This is a genomic window from Bacillus sp. FSL E2-0195, from assembly GCF_038003645.1.
Taxonomy (GTDB): Bacteria; Bacillota; Bacilli; order Bacillales; family Bacillaceae_G; genus Bacillus_A; species Bacillus_A mycoides.
In genome coordinates, this window is sequence record NZ_JBBOPN010000001.1 from 4,484,232 (window position 1) to 4,501,476 (window position 17,245).

At 36.6% G+C, this 17,245-nt stretch carries 15 protein-coding genes and 2 pseudogenes; 3 read left to right on the top strand and 14 right to left on the bottom strand.

What is annotated here, in order from left to right; all coding sequences use genetic code 11:
- Nucleotides 1–256 precede the first annotated feature (256 nt).
- The 4 genes from MHH59_RS23115 to MHH59_RS23130 all read right to left on the bottom strand — a co-directional run bounded on the left by MHH59_RS23115 (nt 257) and on the right by MHH59_RS23130 (nt 3,137).
- The gene (locus tag MHH59_RS23115; protein ID WP_002088985.1) at nt 257–1,243 is read right to left on the bottom strand and encodes a class I SAM-dependent methyltransferase; all 987 of its coding nucleotides are present in this window, start codon (nt 1,241–1,243) and stop codon (nt 257–259) included.
- A gap of 211 nt (nt 1,244–1,454) precedes the next feature.
- A complete protein-coding gene (tpx, locus tag MHH59_RS23120) occupies nt 1,455–1,955 on the bottom strand; it encodes a thiol peroxidase (RefSeq protein WP_002015549.1) in 501 nt (166 codons plus the stop codon).
- Between the two features lie 135 nt (nt 1,956–2,090).
- Nucleotides 2,091–2,486, bottom strand: coding sequence for a GerW family sporulation protein (gene ytfJ, locus MHH59_RS23125; protein ID WP_000350005.1), 396 nt, complete (start codon nt 2,484–2,486; stop codon nt 2,091–2,093).
- 12 nt (nt 2,487–2,498) lie between these two features.
- Nucleotides 2,499–3,137: a DUF2953 domain-containing protein gene (locus MHH59_RS23130; RefSeq protein ID WP_002129404.1), complete on the bottom strand. Its 639-nt coding sequence runs from the start codon at nt 3,135–3,137 to the stop codon at nt 2,499–2,501.
- Between the two features lie 205 nt (nt 3,138–3,342).
- Between MHH59_RS23130 and MHH59_RS23135 the strand changes: the two genes are divergently transcribed.
- Nucleotides 3,343–4,146 (top strand): NAD kinase, encoded by an 804-nt coding sequence (locus MHH59_RS23135; RefSeq protein WP_002015552.1) that lies wholly within the window; start codon nt 3,343–3,345, stop codon nt 4,144–4,146.
- 221 nt (nt 4,147–4,367) lie between these two features.
- Here the strand turns inward: MHH59_RS23135 and MHH59_RS23140 are convergent, their stop codons facing one another.
- The 8 genes and pseudogenes from MHH59_RS23140 to MHH59_RS23175 form a co-directional block, all read right to left on the bottom strand.
- A complete protein-coding gene (locus MHH59_RS23140) occupies nt 4,368–5,936 on the bottom strand; it encodes an amidohydrolase (RefSeq protein ID WP_340852435.1) in 1,569 nt (522 codons plus the stop codon).
- An 88-nt stretch (nt 5,937–6,024) separates the two neighbouring features.
- Nucleotides 6,025–6,456, bottom strand: a complete 432-nt coding sequence (locus MHH59_RS23145; protein ID WP_003191807.1) for a VOC family protein — start codon at nt 6,454–6,456, stop codon at nt 6,025–6,027.
- Nucleotides 6,457–6,559: 103 nt separating this feature from the next.
- Nucleotides 6,560–8,146 carry an acyl-CoA synthetase MbcS gene (gene mbcS / locus MHH59_RS23150; RefSeq protein ID WP_002167572.1) on the bottom strand — a complete coding sequence of 529 codons (1,587 nt, stop codon included), beginning with the start codon at nt 8,144–8,146 and terminating at the stop codon, nt 6,560–6,562.
- 212 nt (nt 8,147–8,358) lie between these two features.
- Complete coding sequence (locus tag MHH59_RS23155; protein ID WP_000168891.1) at nt 8,359–8,553, bottom strand: alpha/beta-type small acid-soluble spore protein; 195 nt, start codon at nt 8,551–8,553, stop codon at nt 8,359–8,361.
- A gap of 79 nt (nt 8,554–8,632) precedes the next feature.
- Nucleotides 8,633–9,847, bottom strand: a complete 1,215-nt coding sequence (gene thiI, locus MHH59_RS23160) for a tRNA uracil 4-sulfurtransferase ThiI (protein WP_002129411.1) — start codon at nt 9,845–9,847, stop codon at nt 8,633–8,635.
- A gap of 6 nt (nt 9,848–9,853) precedes the next feature.
- Nucleotides 9,854–10,996 (bottom strand): cysteine desulfurase family protein, encoded by a 1,143-nt coding sequence (locus MHH59_RS23165; protein ID WP_002167571.1) that lies wholly within the window; start codon nt 10,994–10,996, stop codon nt 9,854–9,856.
- Between the two features lie 426 nt (nt 10,997–11,422).
- Nucleotides 11,423–13,132: a septation ring formation regulator EzrA gene (ezrA, locus tag MHH59_RS23170; RefSeq protein ID WP_002129414.1), complete on the bottom strand. Its 1,710-nt coding sequence runs from the start codon at nt 13,130–13,132 to the stop codon at nt 11,423–11,425.
- Between the two features lie 248 nt (nt 13,133–13,380).
- Nucleotides 13,381–13,932 (bottom strand): annotated as a pseudogene (locus tag MHH59_RS23175) (LysR family transcriptional regulator substrate-binding protein); the annotation flags it as partial.
- Between MHH59_RS23175 and MHH59_RS23180 the strand changes: the two are divergent.
- Nucleotides 13,931–14,239, top strand: a pseudogene (locus MHH59_RS23180) (EamA family transporter); the annotation flags it as partial. The pseudogenes MHH59_RS23175 and MHH59_RS23180 overlap by 2 nt on opposite strands.
- 11 nt (nt 14,240–14,250) lie before the next feature.
- On the opposite strand, the gene refZ reads toward MHH59_RS23180, so the two are convergent.
- The gene (gene refZ / locus MHH59_RS23185; RefSeq protein ID WP_002088994.1) at nt 14,251–14,889 is read right to left on the bottom strand and encodes a forespore capture DNA-binding protein RefZ; all 639 of its coding nucleotides are present in this window, start codon (nt 14,887–14,889) and stop codon (nt 14,251–14,253) included.
- A 147-nt stretch (nt 14,890–15,036) separates the two neighbouring features.
- On the opposite strand from refZ, the gene MHH59_RS23190 reads away from it, so the two are divergent.
- A complete protein-coding gene (locus MHH59_RS23190; RefSeq protein WP_002129416.1) occupies nt 15,037–15,516 on the top strand; it encodes a GAF domain-containing protein in 480 nt (159 codons plus the stop codon).
- A 199-nt stretch (nt 15,517–15,715) separates the two neighbouring features.
- On the opposite strand, the gene megL is transcribed toward MHH59_RS23190, so the two are convergent.
- Nucleotides 15,716–16,894: a methionine gamma-lyase gene (gene megL, locus MHH59_RS23195; RefSeq protein ID WP_078177719.1), complete on the bottom strand. Its 1,179-nt coding sequence runs from the start codon at nt 16,892–16,894 to the stop codon at nt 15,716–15,718.
- Between the last annotated feature and the right edge of the window lie 351 nt (nt 16,895–17,245).

A 17,245-nucleotide genomic window follows, 5' to 3' on the forward strand; every position in this document is an offset into this window, starting at 1 on the left:
TCCACAAACCGCTCGATTTTATCTAATTAAATTCACTCATTATGAAAACGTTTCATCATTAGTAAATTTTATACTCACGATTTTAATTTAAACATCGTCCGACATATATTTCAAGTGAAAAAATTATAACACCAAGAAAAAAAATATATTACAGATTTCAAAAAAATTCAGTTAAATCTTGTATATATTAAAAAACATTACATATCCTATAAAACTGTACTACATTAATTACTAACCCTGTTACATATATATCGTATTATTTATGTGTTGCAAACCAAGTATTCAATTGATCCATAATGTTCTCCATAGCCTTCATGTTAGAGAATTTAGGTAATTCCACTAGTAGTGCCTGTTTCGGCATTGTTACACCTTGGCCTTTCTTTTGGAGAACAAATATACTTTTTGCATTTTTCTCGTTTTTAAACATGGAAACAGGAAGCTGTAATAATCCTTGAATAAAGCATGTCTCTTTAATGAATGCATGTAGCTTTGGCGCTTGATCACTTTCAAAAATGAAGTTTGGTACTAAGAAGAATAAATACCCGCCTTCTTTCGTATGTTTCACACTTTGTTCAATAAATAAGTGATGTGCATATGACATTCCTTCATCTGCTTTTAATGTATATTCACTTGCAACAATTTCATTTGGATAATAACCAATTGGTAAATCTGAAACGACTGCATCAACTGGATCAATATAAAGTGGTGCTAGTCCATCTTGGTGGAAGAATTCGATTGCATGCTTTTGTAAATTTGCATTTACTAAAGCAAGTTTAATTAACACCTCATCCACTTCTACACCAAATCCACTCATTGTTAGTTCTTCTTTGGCGCTATTAAACAATGTAGTCATTAAGTTACCAGTTCCAATTGCAGGGTCTAAAACAGTAATTTCTTTTTGACCTTGCATAAATTTATGGAATAAGTAGCTCATGAACATTCCAACTGCATCTGGCGTCATTTCGTGATTCGCTTGTACGCCCTCTTTCATTCCTTTTAAAATGGCTAGCTGAAATGCTTTACGAATTTCTTCCCCTTTATATGTTTCTTCATTAAACGTACTATATTCACGATTCAACCTTTCAATTGTTGATTCGGATAATTCCTCTTGTAAAATCGCTCCTTCAAACAAGTTATCACCTGTTTCTACAAGCGCCTCTAAATATGTTACATCTAATTCTTTACGTAAAACTACCGTAGAAGAATCAAAAATAGAAAATAATGTTTCTACTGCCTGACTCACGTACATTCCTCCTTCTCTCTTTTACACATAACTTATATCATACCATAATCTAAATTTTTCCCAAAAGAAAAAGCGACCTCTTGCAAAGAGCTCCCCTTCAAGTTGTTTATGATGTAACGTCTTTTCTCATGTATTGGTTCAGTTAACAATACATGAGAAAAGACGACCTCTTCTAAAGTAAAACTTTAATGAGAGGTCGTCTTCATTTACATTACTTCGCAGATTTAGCTGCTTCTAATGCTGCTTCATAGTTTGGATGGCTTGTACCTTCGCCTACGTATTCTGCGTAAACTACTTTGTCATTGCTATCTACTACGAATACTGCACGAGCAAGTAAACGAAGTTCTTTCATTACTAAGCCGTAAGCTTCACCGAATGAAAGGTCACGGTGATCAGAAAGTGTTACAACATTTTCTAAACCGTTTGCTGCACACCAGCGTTTTTGAGCGAATGGTAAATCAGCGCTAATTGTTAATACTTTCGCGTTTTCAATACCTGCTGCATCTTCGTTAAAACGACGAGTTTGTGCATCACATACACCTGTGTCGATTGAAGGTACAACACTAATTAATTTCACTTCACCTTTGTATGTTTCTAAACTTACTGGAGATAAGTCATTTGCTAATACTTGGAAGTTAGGCGCTTGATCGCCAACTTTAACTTCTGTTCCAACTAAAGTCATTGGGTTACCTTTAAAAGTTACATTTGCCACTTAAAAATCCTCCCTTATTTTAAACAAAATATGTACAATGTAAATGATAGTTTGTCCCTATCGATAATGCAAATAAAATCGCTTTATTTACAAAAAAATTAAAGAAGCTAATCCACTGATCAGCTTCTTTATTCGTTAAATTTGAAATTCAGGATCATCTTCTTTTCGTTTATCCATCATTTCTTTCACTTTATCAACAGCTTGTGGCGCTAATTCAATTATTTTATCGATGACGTGTGTTTGCTTATCTAAGTGTAATACTTTCACACCTTCTCCATTTATAACAAGAAAGGCAACAGGATTAATAGAAACTCCTCCACCACTTCCCCCGCCAAATGGATGACGGCCTGAATGTTCTACTTTACCAAATTCACTTCCACCAGCAGCAAATCCAAAACTGACTTTCGAAACTGTAAGAATTACACTTCCATCTGCCGCTTTAATTGGGTCACCAACAATTGTATTTACATCAGTCATTTGTTTTAAATGCTGCATTGCGGTTGTCATTAAACCTTGAATTGGATGGTCCATTCTATATCCCCCCTATGCTTGAACAGATTTTTCTGTCATACCAGATTTTTGCTTTCTCATAAACATGAGTAATTTTATCGCTGTTTTTACAGTACGGAATATACGAAAAGATGCTGTTAACTCGCATCTTGATGCAAATCCCTTTCCTTGAAAAACAGGAGTAATTTCAAATTCTGGTACGTCGACAATATGCATATATTGTCCTACAACTCCAGCAGCCATTCCTTTTGTCCCCCATGCATATCCAGTGACAATTCCAGTACTAGCCGCGTCGCCTGCTCCAATTTGCGTATGCCATTTCCAACCATTGATTTTCACTCTTTTGAGAAAATCTTTAACAATAGTATGAACGTCTTGAAGCTTTTTTATCAGTTCCCCTATACTATCGAGTTGTGCCATAATTTTATTATCTATTCCGCCGTCCTCTTCAGCTTTTTTAATTTTTTGTCCTGTCTTCTTCTGCTGTTTTTCAATTCTTTCCAATACATCAAACGTATATCGAATCATCCATATTTTCACTTGAAACAAACATTGTTTTTCCATTTCTGAATATAAAAACGTCACCTTAAGCGATATTTTCGATAATAGTATAAGCAAAATAAAAAGTAGAAGAATTATCATTCCAATTACGAGCCACTTCATTCGTACCATCCTTTCACTCCATACCCATTATCGACAAGTTTATTCATCATTAAACAGACTTTGATAAAATTGAATATAAAAATTTTTCTAAAAATAAAAAGGAATTTTGACAATTTATATCGAAATATACTATTTGAACATATCATCCAGAAACATACTCTGACGATATGTAGCACTAAGACTAGAAAATTTGACTGCAGTGGAGGGATACATAATGGCAAATCGTCGCAATTTATTTTTCTTTTATGGTGATGACAAAGTAACGCTCGTTGAAAAAATGAAACCAGTATATCGTATTTTAGAGGAGAATGGATTTACCATATTAGATCATCCAAAAAATGCAAACGCTATCGTCAGCGTTGGAGATGATGGGACTTTCTTACAAGCCGTTCGTAAAACCGGCTTTAGAGAAGATTGCTTATACGCAGGTATTTCTACGAAAGATGAAATTTCTTTCTACTGCGATTTCCACATCGATCACGTTGATACAGCCCTTCAAGAAATTACAAAAAACGAAATTGAAGTGCGAAAATATCCAACAATTAAAGTAGATGTAGATCACGGTACATCTTTCCATTGTTTAAATGAATTCACATTACGCTCTAGTATCATTAAAACATTTGTCGTAGATGTACACGTCGACAATTTACATTTCGAAACCTTTAGAGGTGATGGATTAGTTATCTCCACACCAACAGGAAGTACCGCTTACAATAAATCATTACATGGTGCAGTTGTCGATCCACTTATCCCATGTTTCCAAGTAAGCGAACTAGCATCTTTAAATAACAACACATACCGTACACTCGGGTCACCGTTCCTTTTAAATCACGAGCGTACGTTAACTTTAACACTTAAACCAGATGGAAATGATTATCCTGTTATCGGAATGGATAACGAAGCACTTAGCATTAAACAAGTGGAAAAAGCCGTTGTTCGTTTAAGCGATAAACAAATTAAAACTGTTAAATTAAAAAACAACTCTTTCTGGGAAAAAGTACAGAGAACGTTTTTATAGTAATCAAAAAACCCTCGAATTATGGAATTTCCATAATTCGAGGGTTTTTTATTTATCAAATGCAACTTGACGCTGTTTCACAAAACATTTTGGAACAGGACAACAGTATATGAAATTATATCAACGATTTTACCCAAAATATCAATTTACCGACATCATCAACCTATCTAAAAAGAGGAAGCAGCACCAAAATGTATTTTCGGAGCCGCTCCCTCAAATTTTTAGACGTCTTTTCTATAAACAATCTTCCCATCAATGACGGTCATTTCTGCCTGTACTTCTTTTATTTCTTCCGCCTCAATTTCAAAAATATTGCGGTCTAATATCGTAAAGTCTGCTTCATATCCTTTTGTAATTTGTCCTCGCTTTCCTTCTTTTCCAATTGCATACGCACTTCCTGTTGTAAATAAAGAAACAGCCTCATATACCGTTAATCTTTCTTCTGGGATATAACATACACCATCAATAAAACTTCTACGTGTAACAGCACTATATATACCTAAAAACGGATTCACTTGTTCAATTGGAGCATCAGAGCCTCCATTACAGTGTAATCCTGCATCCAGTAACTTCTTCCAAGCATACGCATAACGAAGACGATGGTCTCCTAGTTTTTCAATCACTGATGGAAAATCCGATGAAACAAAGACTGGTTGAATATCAATAATAGCTGGCAATTGTTTCATTCTTTCAATCAACTCTTCACGAGCTAGCTGACAATGAATAATACGGTCACGTAATCCTTCTGCTGGTGGATGTAATTCAAGCGCATCAATGACATATTCAAGCGATAAATCACCAATTGTATGAATCGCAACTGGCATATGTAAATCTCGTGCTTTTTTCACTAAACCTGCAAGCTCTTCACGTGAGAAAATGGCAACTCCATTTGTTTCCTTCGCATCTTCATACGGTTCACTTAATAAAGCTGTTCTTCCGCCAAAAGAGCCGTCAGAAAAAATTTTCATCGCACCAAATTCAATATAGTGCTCATTTTCATATTCTTTTCGTTCATTCGCTACTTCATGGTGAACGAGTAAATGCGCTTTAAACCGCATTTCTTTTATAACGTGTGAAAACGCATTGTACGTTTTTTGAAAGCCGCCATAATAATTTAAGTCTTCCGTATGTCCGCCAACGAGTCCGTATTGCCAGCAGTCTGAAATCGCTGTTTGCAGCGCACTTTGCAAATACACTCCATCTATTTCGGGCTGAACATGTTTAATTAACTCTTGTCCTTGCTCATATAAAAGTCCTGTTAAATTATTTGACGCATCACGGCCAATTTTCCCGCCCTTTGGATCTTGCGTCGCTTCTGTTATGTTCGCTTCTTGCAATATGTATGAATTCACCCATGTCACGTGACGACAAACACGCTTTAATAAAATCGGATGTTCTTTAGAGATTTCATCTAAATCACGTACATGAACTTGTTTTGTATCTGTAAAATTATTTTCATTCCATCCTTCTCCGATAATCCAAGATCCTTTTGGCGCTTCTTCTACGCGCTTCTGAACAAGAGTAAGTACTTCGCTATAAGATTTGCAATTTGATAGATCTAGACGAAGTAACCTCTCCCCATGCCCAATAAGATGCATATGGCTATCAACCAGCCCTGGAATCATCGTTTTCCCTTTTAAGTCATATAACTTCACTTCTGAATATCGGTTTTCTAACTCTTCTTTATTCCCTATATCAACAATGACGCCATTTTCAACGTAAGTAGCTTCTACTTTTTCATTCTCTTCTCGCATAGTGTAAATGGTGCCGCCATACCAAATTTCTCCCATATACTCATCCCCCTTTTCCCTTTAGTCTACGAAATTCATTCGTATAAAAAAAGCACCATTTCGATTAAAAATGGTACTTTTCCAAAAATTAATTTTGTTCAGTAGGATTCGTTGTAATTTGCCATTCAATGCTAAATTTATCTTTTACTTGTCCGTAAGCTGGGCTCCAGAAAGTTTCTTGAAGTGGCATAATAACTTCTCCACCTTCTTGTAACTTATCGAATACTTCTTTCGCTTTTTCTGCATTACTAATTCGAACTGCAATTGTCACTTGAGATCCAATCGTATGCCCCTGACCTGGGAATGTATCAGAAATCATAAGTTCCGTATTACCAATTTTCAAATGAGCATGTGCAACGCGCTCTTTCGCTTCAGCTGGAATTGGGTATTCTGGATTTTCAGGCATCTCACCAAAAGTTTGCATTACTTCTACTTTTGCGTCTAACGCCTCTTTATAAAGCTGTACAGCCTCTTGCCCACCACCATCTAAAACTAAGTACGGATTAATACCTAAAATCATACGGACACCTCTTTTTTTAATTTACAAAATCGAACTTATGTTCGTTTTTATAATATCATACATTTAACATTTCATTCAACTATTTACTTCACTATTTTCAAAATTATTTTGAAGGCAGCTCCATCTCTTGTTTTCTAAGTTCAATACGGCGAATTTTTCCGGAAATCGTTTTTGGTAGTTCATCTACAAATTCAATTTTGCGAGGGTATTTATATGGTGCAGTCAATTCTTTGACGTGTTGTTGGAGCACTGGAATTAATGTTTCTTCGTTCTTGTCTATATTCTCTCTTAATACGATAAATGCCTTCACGACACTTCCGCGAATTTCATCAGGGCTTGCGACAACCGCACATTCTCTTACATATGGATGTTTTACAAGTGCATCTTCGACTTCAAACGGTCCGATTGTATAACCAGAGCTAATAATAATATCATCACCGCGACCTTCAAACCAAAAATAGCCTTCTTCATCTTTTTTCGCTTTATCACCGGTAATATAATAATCACCGCGGAATTGCATCGCTGTGCGCTCATCGTCTTTATAATATTGTTTAAAGAGTGCTGGTGTTTCAATGTGAACTGCAATATCACCAACTTCTCCTACCTGTACAGGAGTTCCTTCTTCATTTACGATATCAACATGGTTTCCTGGCGTCGGTTTTCCCATTGATCCTGGTCTAATGTCCATCCCTTTCATTATCCCAACGAGTAATGTGTTTTCCGTTTGCCCATAACCGTCTCTTACCGTAATATCAAAATGCCTTTGGAACGTTTCAATAACTTCCCTGTTTAACGGCTCACCAGCTGATACAGCGCTATGTAACGCTTCTAAATTGTACTCACTTAAATTTTCTACCTTTGCCATTAATCTATACTCAGTCGGCGTACAACAAAGCACATTCACCTTATTATCGCCTAATAAATTTAAATACGTTTTTGGTTCAAACTTACCATTGTATACAAATCCTGTTGCACCTGAACCGAGAGTCGCTACAAACGGGCTCCAAATCCATTTTTGCCAACCTGGACTAGCCGTTGCCCATACAACATCTTCTTCTTCGATTCCGAGCCAGTTCGGGGCGCTTGTACGTAAATGAGCGTATGCCCATGCATGCGTATGAACAACTCCTTTTGGATTTCCTGTCGTCCCTGACGTATAAGATAAAAAGACCATATCTTCTTTATCCGTCTTCGCCATTTCTAACGTATCACTTTCCGTTTCTAATGCTGTTTTTAAATTCGTCCATCCATCTACTGAACGCTCGCTCAAAACGAATTTTTGAAGAGATTCGACCGCTTCTACGCCGTCGAATTGTCCAATATACGGTTCGTAACTTACAATTGCTTTCACTTCTCCGTGCCCAATACGGTACTCAATATCTTTTTTACGCAACATTTCTGAGCTTGGAATAACGACAAATCCTGCTTTAATCGCAGCAATATACGTCATGTAAGCTTCAATTAAGCGCGGCATCATAATAAGGAGCTTGTCCCCTTTTTGTAAGCCACTTTTTATAAAAGCGTTTCCAATTTTATTCGCACCTTGCATTAATTCAAAATATGTAATCTCTCGTCTATTCCCTTTATCATCTTGCCAAATTAAAGCAAGCTTCTCTTTATCACTCGTATATTTCTCTATTTCCGAAACTAAATTATAAGACGGCGGCGCTAACAATTCCTCTCTCTTCATATAACATCCTCCTTTATTTCTATGCCTCCCTTATATAATAAAGAATTTTCAGTAAATTTTGAACCCTCTTCTTTTGACAATTTTTTTATATTTATGTCGAAATGATGTATGAATGTATAGCGACGATGTTTTTAACATAACGATTCACTGGCAAATAACGACAAAAAGAAAGAGCGGGAGAACCCGCTCTTTCTAAGCCATCGTATATGGGATTATTTTTGGTAACCGCCTAATTGTTGCTCAGCTAGTGAAACTAGACGTTTAGTAATTTCGCCACCAACAGATCCGTTAGCGCGAGATGTTGCATCAGCTCCAAGTTGAACACCAAACTCTTGAGCGATTTCGTATTTCATTTGATCTAATGCTGCTTGAGCACCAGATACTGCTAATTTATTTGTGCTTGCCATGTTGTATCACCTCCTTGTGAGTATAGAGTGTGATAAACAACATGACTTCATGCACATTTGAATGTGGTAATTTATGGGTTTAGAAAAGTTCTTCGAATTTTTCTTCTTCAGCCACTACTTCTACTGTTTGTAATACCATTGTTTCTTTGTTCTCTACAGCCTCTTCAATTAACGGCGCGAAATCGTACTTCGCTTCAAAACGATTTGCTTTCTCACGCTTCGGTTTCGTCGATGGACTTGCTGGTGTAAATACTGTACAGCAGTCTTCATATGGACGAATTGAAATATCATACGTTCCAATTTCTTTTGCAATTTTAATAATTTCTAATTTATCCATCGTAATAAGCGGACGAATAACAGGATAGTTTGTCACTTCGTTAATCGTATGCATACTATCTAACGTTTGGCTCGCTACTTGTCCAAGACTTTCACCAGTCGTAATTGCAAGTGCATTACGCTCCTCTGCAATACGCTCTGTAATACGCATCATCATACGACGCATAACTGTCATAGAATAGCTAGATGGAATTTCTTTATTAATCGTTTTTTGCACTTCAGTAAATGGAACAAGGTGAAGTGTTACACGTTTACAGTATTTCGTTAACTCTTGTGCTAAATCGATTACTTTTTGTTTCGCGCGCTCGCTTGTGAAAGGTGGACTATGGAAGTGAACTGCTTCCACAGATACGCCGCGTTTCATCGTTAAGTAAGTTGCTACCGGGCTATCGATACCACCAGAAAGAAGTACCATTACTTTTCCGCCAACACCAACTGGTAAACCGCCAGCTCCCATGTGCTCACCACACATAATATAGCTGTAACCACTGCGAATTTCTATACGTACATTCACATCTGGATTATGAACATCTACTGTGATATCCTCTGTATTTTCTAAAATGTGCCCACCGATTTCTGGAAGTAACTCCATCGTCTTCATTGGGAAGCGCTTATCAGAGCGGTGCACTGTAATTTTAAATGTTTTCACATCACCTTTTACTTGTAAGAAAGCTGCTAATGCACCTTTTTTAATATCTTCTAATTCTGATGGTACTTTCATTGCTAAGTTAAACTTATGAATACCAAATACATCTTTCAATCTTTCAGAAATTGCTTCATGGTCTTCACCATTTAACTGAATGTACATACGATCATGTGTTGCATCAATTTTAATGTTTGGGAATTTTTTTAATTTGAATTTCACATTATCTTTTAACGTACTTACAAACTTAGAACGGTTCTTTCCTTTTGTCGTCATTTCTCCATAACGAACTAAAATATATTCATATGTCATCATATTTCTTTACCTCATCACTTCATATAATTTTGGCATCGTCTCTTTAACAATACCTTCAAATTGTTTTACTTCTTCCATCGTGTTGTCTGGTGCTAGACTAATGCGAATCGCACTTGTAGCTGCGGCGTGCGGTACTCCCATTGCCACTAGTACTCTGCTCACTTCATTTGCTTTTGAAGAACAAGCAGACTTCGTCGATACATATACACCATGCTCTTCTAAAGCATGAACGACTACTTCTGGTTTTAAACCGACAAATGATACATTTAAAATGTGCGGTGCCGCATATTCAAGTGATGTATTAATCGTTACAGTTTCCATCTCTTTAAAGAAACGGACCAGCTCTGTTTGTAAATTTTGCAAATGAACTATCTTTTCTTTCACTTGTTCCATCGTCATACGAAGTGCTTTCACCATCGCTACAATACCAGGTAAATTTTCTGTACCTGAACGATACTTGAGCTCTTGTTGACCACCTGATAAGATTGGATCTAATCTTACACCATCACGTACGTAAAGAAGACCTGTCCCCTTTACGCTATGAAATTTATGTCCAGATATTGAACAAAGGTCAATATGAGAAGCGTATAAATCAAGTGGTACTTTTCCTATCCCTTGTACATGGTCCACGTGGAATCTTATTTTCGGATAGTTCGTTAATAATGTTCCAATTTCAGCAACGGGCTGAATCGCTCCAGTCTCGTTGTTCACGTGAATAATTGACACAAGAATCGTATCTTCACGAAGTGCTCGTTTTAGATCTTCTACCGATACAACACCGTGCTCGTTAACCGGTAAATACGTTACATCAAAACCGAGATCTTCTAATTGTTTATATGCTTCAAACACAGACGCGTGTTCAATATTTGTTGTAATGATATGTTTGCCGCGCGAACGATTCCTCATCGCTATCCCTTTAATCGCAAGGTTATTCCCTTCCGTTCCACCTGATGTGAAAATAATTTCAGAAGGTTTAACGTGAAGGAGCTGTGCCGCAATCGTTCTCGATTGTGTTAATAGACGCTCTGCCTCTCCTCCAAGCGAGTGGATAGAAGAAGGATTACCAAAATATTTCCCTGCAACCGTTACGTACGATTGAAGCGCTTCTGGATATGGCTTCGTCGTCGCACTATTATCAAAATAGATCATCGTTCTTCCCCTTTCAGCGCTATCACATCATATAATCATATCACAAATACGTGTAATTACGCTAAGACTACTCAAAGGTTCCGTTTTTATATAAAAGTGTACATTTCCCCCGGCCATTTGCAGGCATACTGAGTGGTGAAGATTAATAATCAGTGGTGGATGAAACCCCATCACTTATGGTTTCACTTTATCCCGCATTAACGGGCAGTAAGACTCCCACCTCAAAATTCAGCTGGAGCAAAGAAGTTAGGTGGGAAATCCACTGCCCGTAAATGCCCGATTGGTTCAACTAATAATCAGTGGGGGGATGGCCCCCCTCCCACTGATTAAAGTTTCACTTTATTTTGAAACGAACAACCTTACTGTATTCCGCTATTCATTATAGCAACATCGACTTCAAAATTACACAAAAAAACAAACCCTTTATTAAAGGGTTTGCTCATTGTCTACATATTCAGCTATTTTTTGAACAACACCAGGTTCAAGTTGCTCTAATATAGAAGCCGCTTGTTCTAAAGCTGCATCGTATTGATATTCACGGAATAATTTCTCCGCATAATTTAAGCTTTCTGCAAGATTCTCATCATGACTGCGGTATCGGTTACCGTATTGAATTAGTTTTTCAACTAAATAAGCTTGTCCAATTAATTCTTCTGTCATTTCAGATACACCATTCACAACTGTGTATGCTTCTTCTAAACTGCTATTTACAGTATTCATATTTAACGGCTTTACTTCTAATTGCTCATATACAGCCTGCATCGCCATTTGCCCTTTTTGTAAATCTTCCATAATACTCTCTGGAAGACCTGGTAAATTCGACTTTTGCATAAAACGTTTCGTCTCAAAAATTGTATTTCGCATTTCTTGTAACTTCTCACGTGCTTCAAATTCTTCTTTGCGCATCGTTTGCAGCATTTCTTTATATTCTGCATGAAGTACTTTTAAAGTTTCACATTGCTCATAAACCTCTTCTAGTTCCTCACGAATAATAGAGAATGCAATATCTTGTTCAGCAACGCGTATTTGTAACACTTCAAAACGTTTCATTAAAATATGCATTTGCTTTTCAATTACTTTTTGTGACTCAATATCTTTGTCTTGTAATTGATAACTTTGTTTCACAAGTTGTGTTTCTATTTTCGTTTCAATTGTTTCTGTACGAATTTCTTCTAAATCTTCATAAACAGACAGTGTTTTTTGCTCCACATAATGTTTCGCATGCACTTCTTGTTCAAGTTGATCATAAAAACTGTCTAAACGAGTTTTTAAGTTCTCTACTTTTTCTGCTGCTTCTGTTATATGAAGTTCCTGTATATCCATTAAACATGTGTGTAGTTGTGTCGTCATATCGCGGACTTCTTTAGGGATTTCCAAATACTCTAATACATAGCCTTGTCTTATCATATCATCATGACCTTGTAATAAATCTTCCAGCTGAACTGGTAATGTCGCTTGACACTCTACCAATAAATCCGGAATTTGATGAATAACGATTTCTAAACTTGCTAAACCTTCTTCTAAACTAATAACAATTTCTCTCGCTTTTAAATAATCACCATTATCTGTTGCCTCTTCAAAAGTTTTGAACTTCTCGGATTCAACATCTAACATCTCTTCAATTTTTTGCTCAGCTGCTCCATACATGTGTCGATGAGCAAGAACGCTCTTTTTCATACTACGATATGTATCACGTAACCCTTCAATTTCCGCGCTATTTTTCTCATGGCTTTCTAACAGTTGCTGTAATTCATTTAAAATGTCTGTAATACGATTATCAGCGTCATCTAAACCACTTATGGATTCTTTCATCGCATGCTTTGCTTTGCGGAAGGAGAATTGCGAGGCGAATTTTCGCGCTTGCCCTAAATCTTTTTCAGCTTTCGGAAGAGTTGTTGATACAATTTCATCCCACTCTTCACGCCATTTACCAAACAGCTCTTCCGTTTGACCTGTCATATTTAAATCTTTTACCCGCTTTAGTTCATCTGCCACAGGTTTATCTTTTATCTCTTGTTTCCACTGCTCCAGTGCTTCAATATCTTTATATGAACGATTTCTTATCACAAGCTCTATCATGAGCAGCACTAGAATAGAGCTTACTACAATGATAACGATCGTCAGGATAGAATCCATGCAAAAAAGCCTCCTAGTTATATCTCTTTTTTTGTCCGTTCCGTTTATGAAATGGAAGGCATTATGTATAAAAAGGGAATTCCCCTATATTTAACAACTAACAATGTTCTAATCATACCATGTAATGACGTGTTTTTGACCTAGTTTTTTTTAAAATTTCATGTTTCTTTACATGTGATTGTAATATTTCTTAATATTCCACTTATTCCATTATCCGTCCTCAAATGAATGCAATAAAGGTAAGACTTTTACGGGCAGTTAATGCAGGATAACGAGCTCTCTTTCATATGAGAGACGAAATAAATCTTTCGCATTAGTGGTGGTTCTACAGAAATCGCACGTACGTTACCTTGCATTACGGCTTACTGTAAAGCGGTTTCCGGAAGCAATGTTATACCAAGTCCAGCTCCTACCATCGCAATCATCGGTTCTGCATAAGATGTTTCAACCGCAATTATTGGTTTCGCGCCCATACATTGAAACACATTCATAATCATTTTCCTTACATCACATATTTCTGGGTATACAATTAGCTGTTCATTTTGCAACTCTTCCATTCGGATTACCTTTTTCACTCTATACGGATGATCATTTGAAACAGCACAAACGATTTTTTCTTCCCGCATTTCTTATATATATGTAGCGCCTTCTACTACTGAATCGATGAACATCGCTTCAACTTTTCACTCTTTAAATAACTCTATTAATACTTTCATATGCTCAATTTTCCATTCTATTTCATATGTATCCTCTAATAAGTCTTTACACTTTGATATGTAATGAGCCGCTAAACTCGGTACAAATATAATTTCTGTACCGTCACTACATACCGTTATGAGCGTTCGTTTTGAACTCCTTTATATGTCGATTGTTGCGGGGGGTATCACTGTATTTTGCTGGAACACGGGAAATCGATATATTTCATCTATTAACGGCATATTATTTATGAATTTAGTTCCTGTATTTGCACTTATCGGTTCTATGTTTCAAAGTTATACTGTCGATAACATAGAAATTGCCGTTGCCTCATTAACAATTATTGCGCTAGTATGCAACAATTTATGGCAAAGAAAACAACATATAAAAATCCCCACCTCAGTTCGTTAGGTGGGGATTTTTCACATATGAACAGCTCTTGGTAGTTCATAATACATACTCGCTTTATATAATGTTCGTTCCATCCATTGCTCAATTTCCTTCGTATACATTTCTAAGAAAAACGTCTCAGACGGAAATGAGTGTAGCACCTCTGATATATATTGTGGATATAAAAACGGCATATTCATCATGCCTTTTAATTGCGTCATAAACATTGTAAAAGATACCTTTTTAAATTCTTGCTTCATTTGTCCTTGTTTAATGATTTGCTCTATATAATATCTTTCTCTAGAAAAATAGACGGTCATCACTTCACGAATTAATGTCGTATCAAGCGAAAGCTCTCTATAAAAAAAACGTGTCAGTTCTCTATTATCAAATTGATATCGTAAAATCCCGCGCACCATTTGCACCATCACATCTTTAGCCGATAAATATTCTCTCTGTTCAAATGACGTTTCAATTACGTGAATATATCCTTCTAAAAAATCAGTAATAAGCTGTTCTAATAACCCTTGCTTTCCAGCAAAATAATATGAAATATTCGCTACATTCACATCCGCTCGCTTTGCAATTTCTCGCACCGACGTTCCATCATAACCTTTCGTGTTAAACAACGATATTGCCGCATCAATTACTTTTTGTTTCGTCTGTTTCATGCGCTCACTTCCTCTCAATGAACAGCTATAGTTTAAATTTCTTGACTTTTAAGACAAATTCCTTTAATTTTCTATCGACAAAGTCATGTGAAATACATCGTATTTTGCTATCGTTTTACATATCTCGCTAAAAAGGGAGTTGTTTCCATGTTTACAAAAGAAAGTTATGCAGGATCTCGTGAAGAGCAATATGAGACAGTAATTAAACAACTGGATGCATTATTAACTGGCGAACCGAACGTAGTCGCAAACTTATCAAATGCGTCCGCACTATTAAATCAATTTTTAGATCGCGTTAATTGGGTTGGCTTTTATGTAACAGAAGGAAATCAACTTGTTCTTGGACCATTCCAAGGGATGCCAGCTTGCGTGCGTATTCCGTTCGGACGTGGTGTTTGCGGCGTTGCAGCTGAAACAAAAACAACGCAACTTGTAGCAGATGTTCACCAATTCCCAGGACATATCGCTTGCGATAGTGCCTCTAATTCTGAAATCGTTGTACCGATTATAAAAGAAGGAAATATCATTGGTGTGCTTGATATTGATAGTCCTGAAAAAAATCGTTTCGATGAAGTAGATCAGCACTATTTAGAAAAGTTTGTGGAAACACTCCTAAAACATATTTAATAAAGAAAAGAGTGAGCTATCGATTACGTACGTAACGTACGAAACCGATAGCTCACTCTTTTTTATCCCGCATTAACGAGCAGTAAATTCGGCGAATACAAGGAAGTTAAGTGGGAGATAACTGCCCGTAAAAGCCCGATTGGTGAGGGCTAATAATCAGCCGGGGATGGACAAAACCCCCACTGATTAAAGTTTCATTTTATTGATTACTAACAGTAGATATCTTCTTTAGTGCCTGTTCTAAATCAGAAACGATATCTTCCCATGATTCTAAGCCGACAGATAGGCGTATTAAATTATCAAAAATACCCATTTCTTTTCTTAGTTCAGCCGGAATAGCTGCATGTGTCATCGTCGCTGGATGCTGAATTAACGTTTCTGTATCACCTAAACTTACGGCAATTGTAATAAAATGGAGGTCATTGATAAACGACTGTGTTTCCTCTTTCACGCCTTTAATTGAAAAAGAAATAACGCCCCCACCTCGTTTCATTTGCCGAGATGCTAATTCTCCCTCCGGATACCAAACACCTTCTACTGCTTCATGATTTTTCAAAAACGATACAATTTTTTCCGCATTATCACAATGACGATCCATTCTTACTGCTAATGTTTTTAATCCGCGTAACAATAACCACGCGTCAAACGGCGCCATAATACCGCCGATATCTTTTCGCATCGGACGGATTTTGTCAGCTAACGTTTTCGTTCTACAAATTGTTACACCCGCTACAACATCCCCGTGACCACCAATATATTTTGTCGCACTATGGACGACGGCGTCACAACCAAGTTCAAGAGGTCTTTGTAAATAAGGTGAACAAAACGTATTATCAACAATAACAAGCAAGTCATTTCGCTTCGCTACCCCGATCACCTTTTCTAAATCAATTAATTTCATCGTTGGATTAATCGGTGTTTCAACGAAAATGAGCTTTGTATTTGGACGAATTTTATTTTCAATATCAGTCTCTGTCTCCATATCACAAAACGAATGCGTAATCATAAATTTCTCTTCTAATACTTCTAAAAAACCGTACGTACATCCATATAATCCATTTGAACAAATAATATGATCTCCAGCCTTTAGAAAACCGATTAACGTTGCTGAAATGGCTGCCATACCTGAACCGAACGCCAGCGCTTCCTCTCCACCTTCTAAAACAGCCATACGTTCTTCAAATAATTTCACAGTTGGATTCCCAAGCCTTGAATAAATATAAGATGGATCTTCTCCCGCAAAACTCGCTTCCCCTTGCTGTGCTGTCTCAAACGTAAATGTAGAAGTTTGAAATAAAGGTGGTGTTAAACTCCCTTTATTTTCATTTGATTCATATCCATGATGAATTAATGCTGTCTCTATATGTTTCTTTTTCATAAAAACATCCCCCTTATGTCTTTATTGCCACATATCCACCAGGAAAAATCTGATGAACGTTTTTACTACATTTTATGTAAGCGTTTTATTTGTGTTTCTATCTTTTCTTTTATATTGTTTTAAATTCCTTCTTGTTAATTTCCAAAATTTATCTGCATAAAACAAAAAGGGAGTCTCTTGACGAAACTGTAAGTAAAAGATATAATAGCGTTTGTGTAAAATAAAAAGGCAGCCTTGTAATGTGAGTTTATCGTTTGTATTTTGTTCCTCTGCGGAGGTGTATCTCGTAACTCCCTGCTGCTGGAGCGAAGGTACATGAAAACAAAATACCCGTAAATATCGATTACGTCT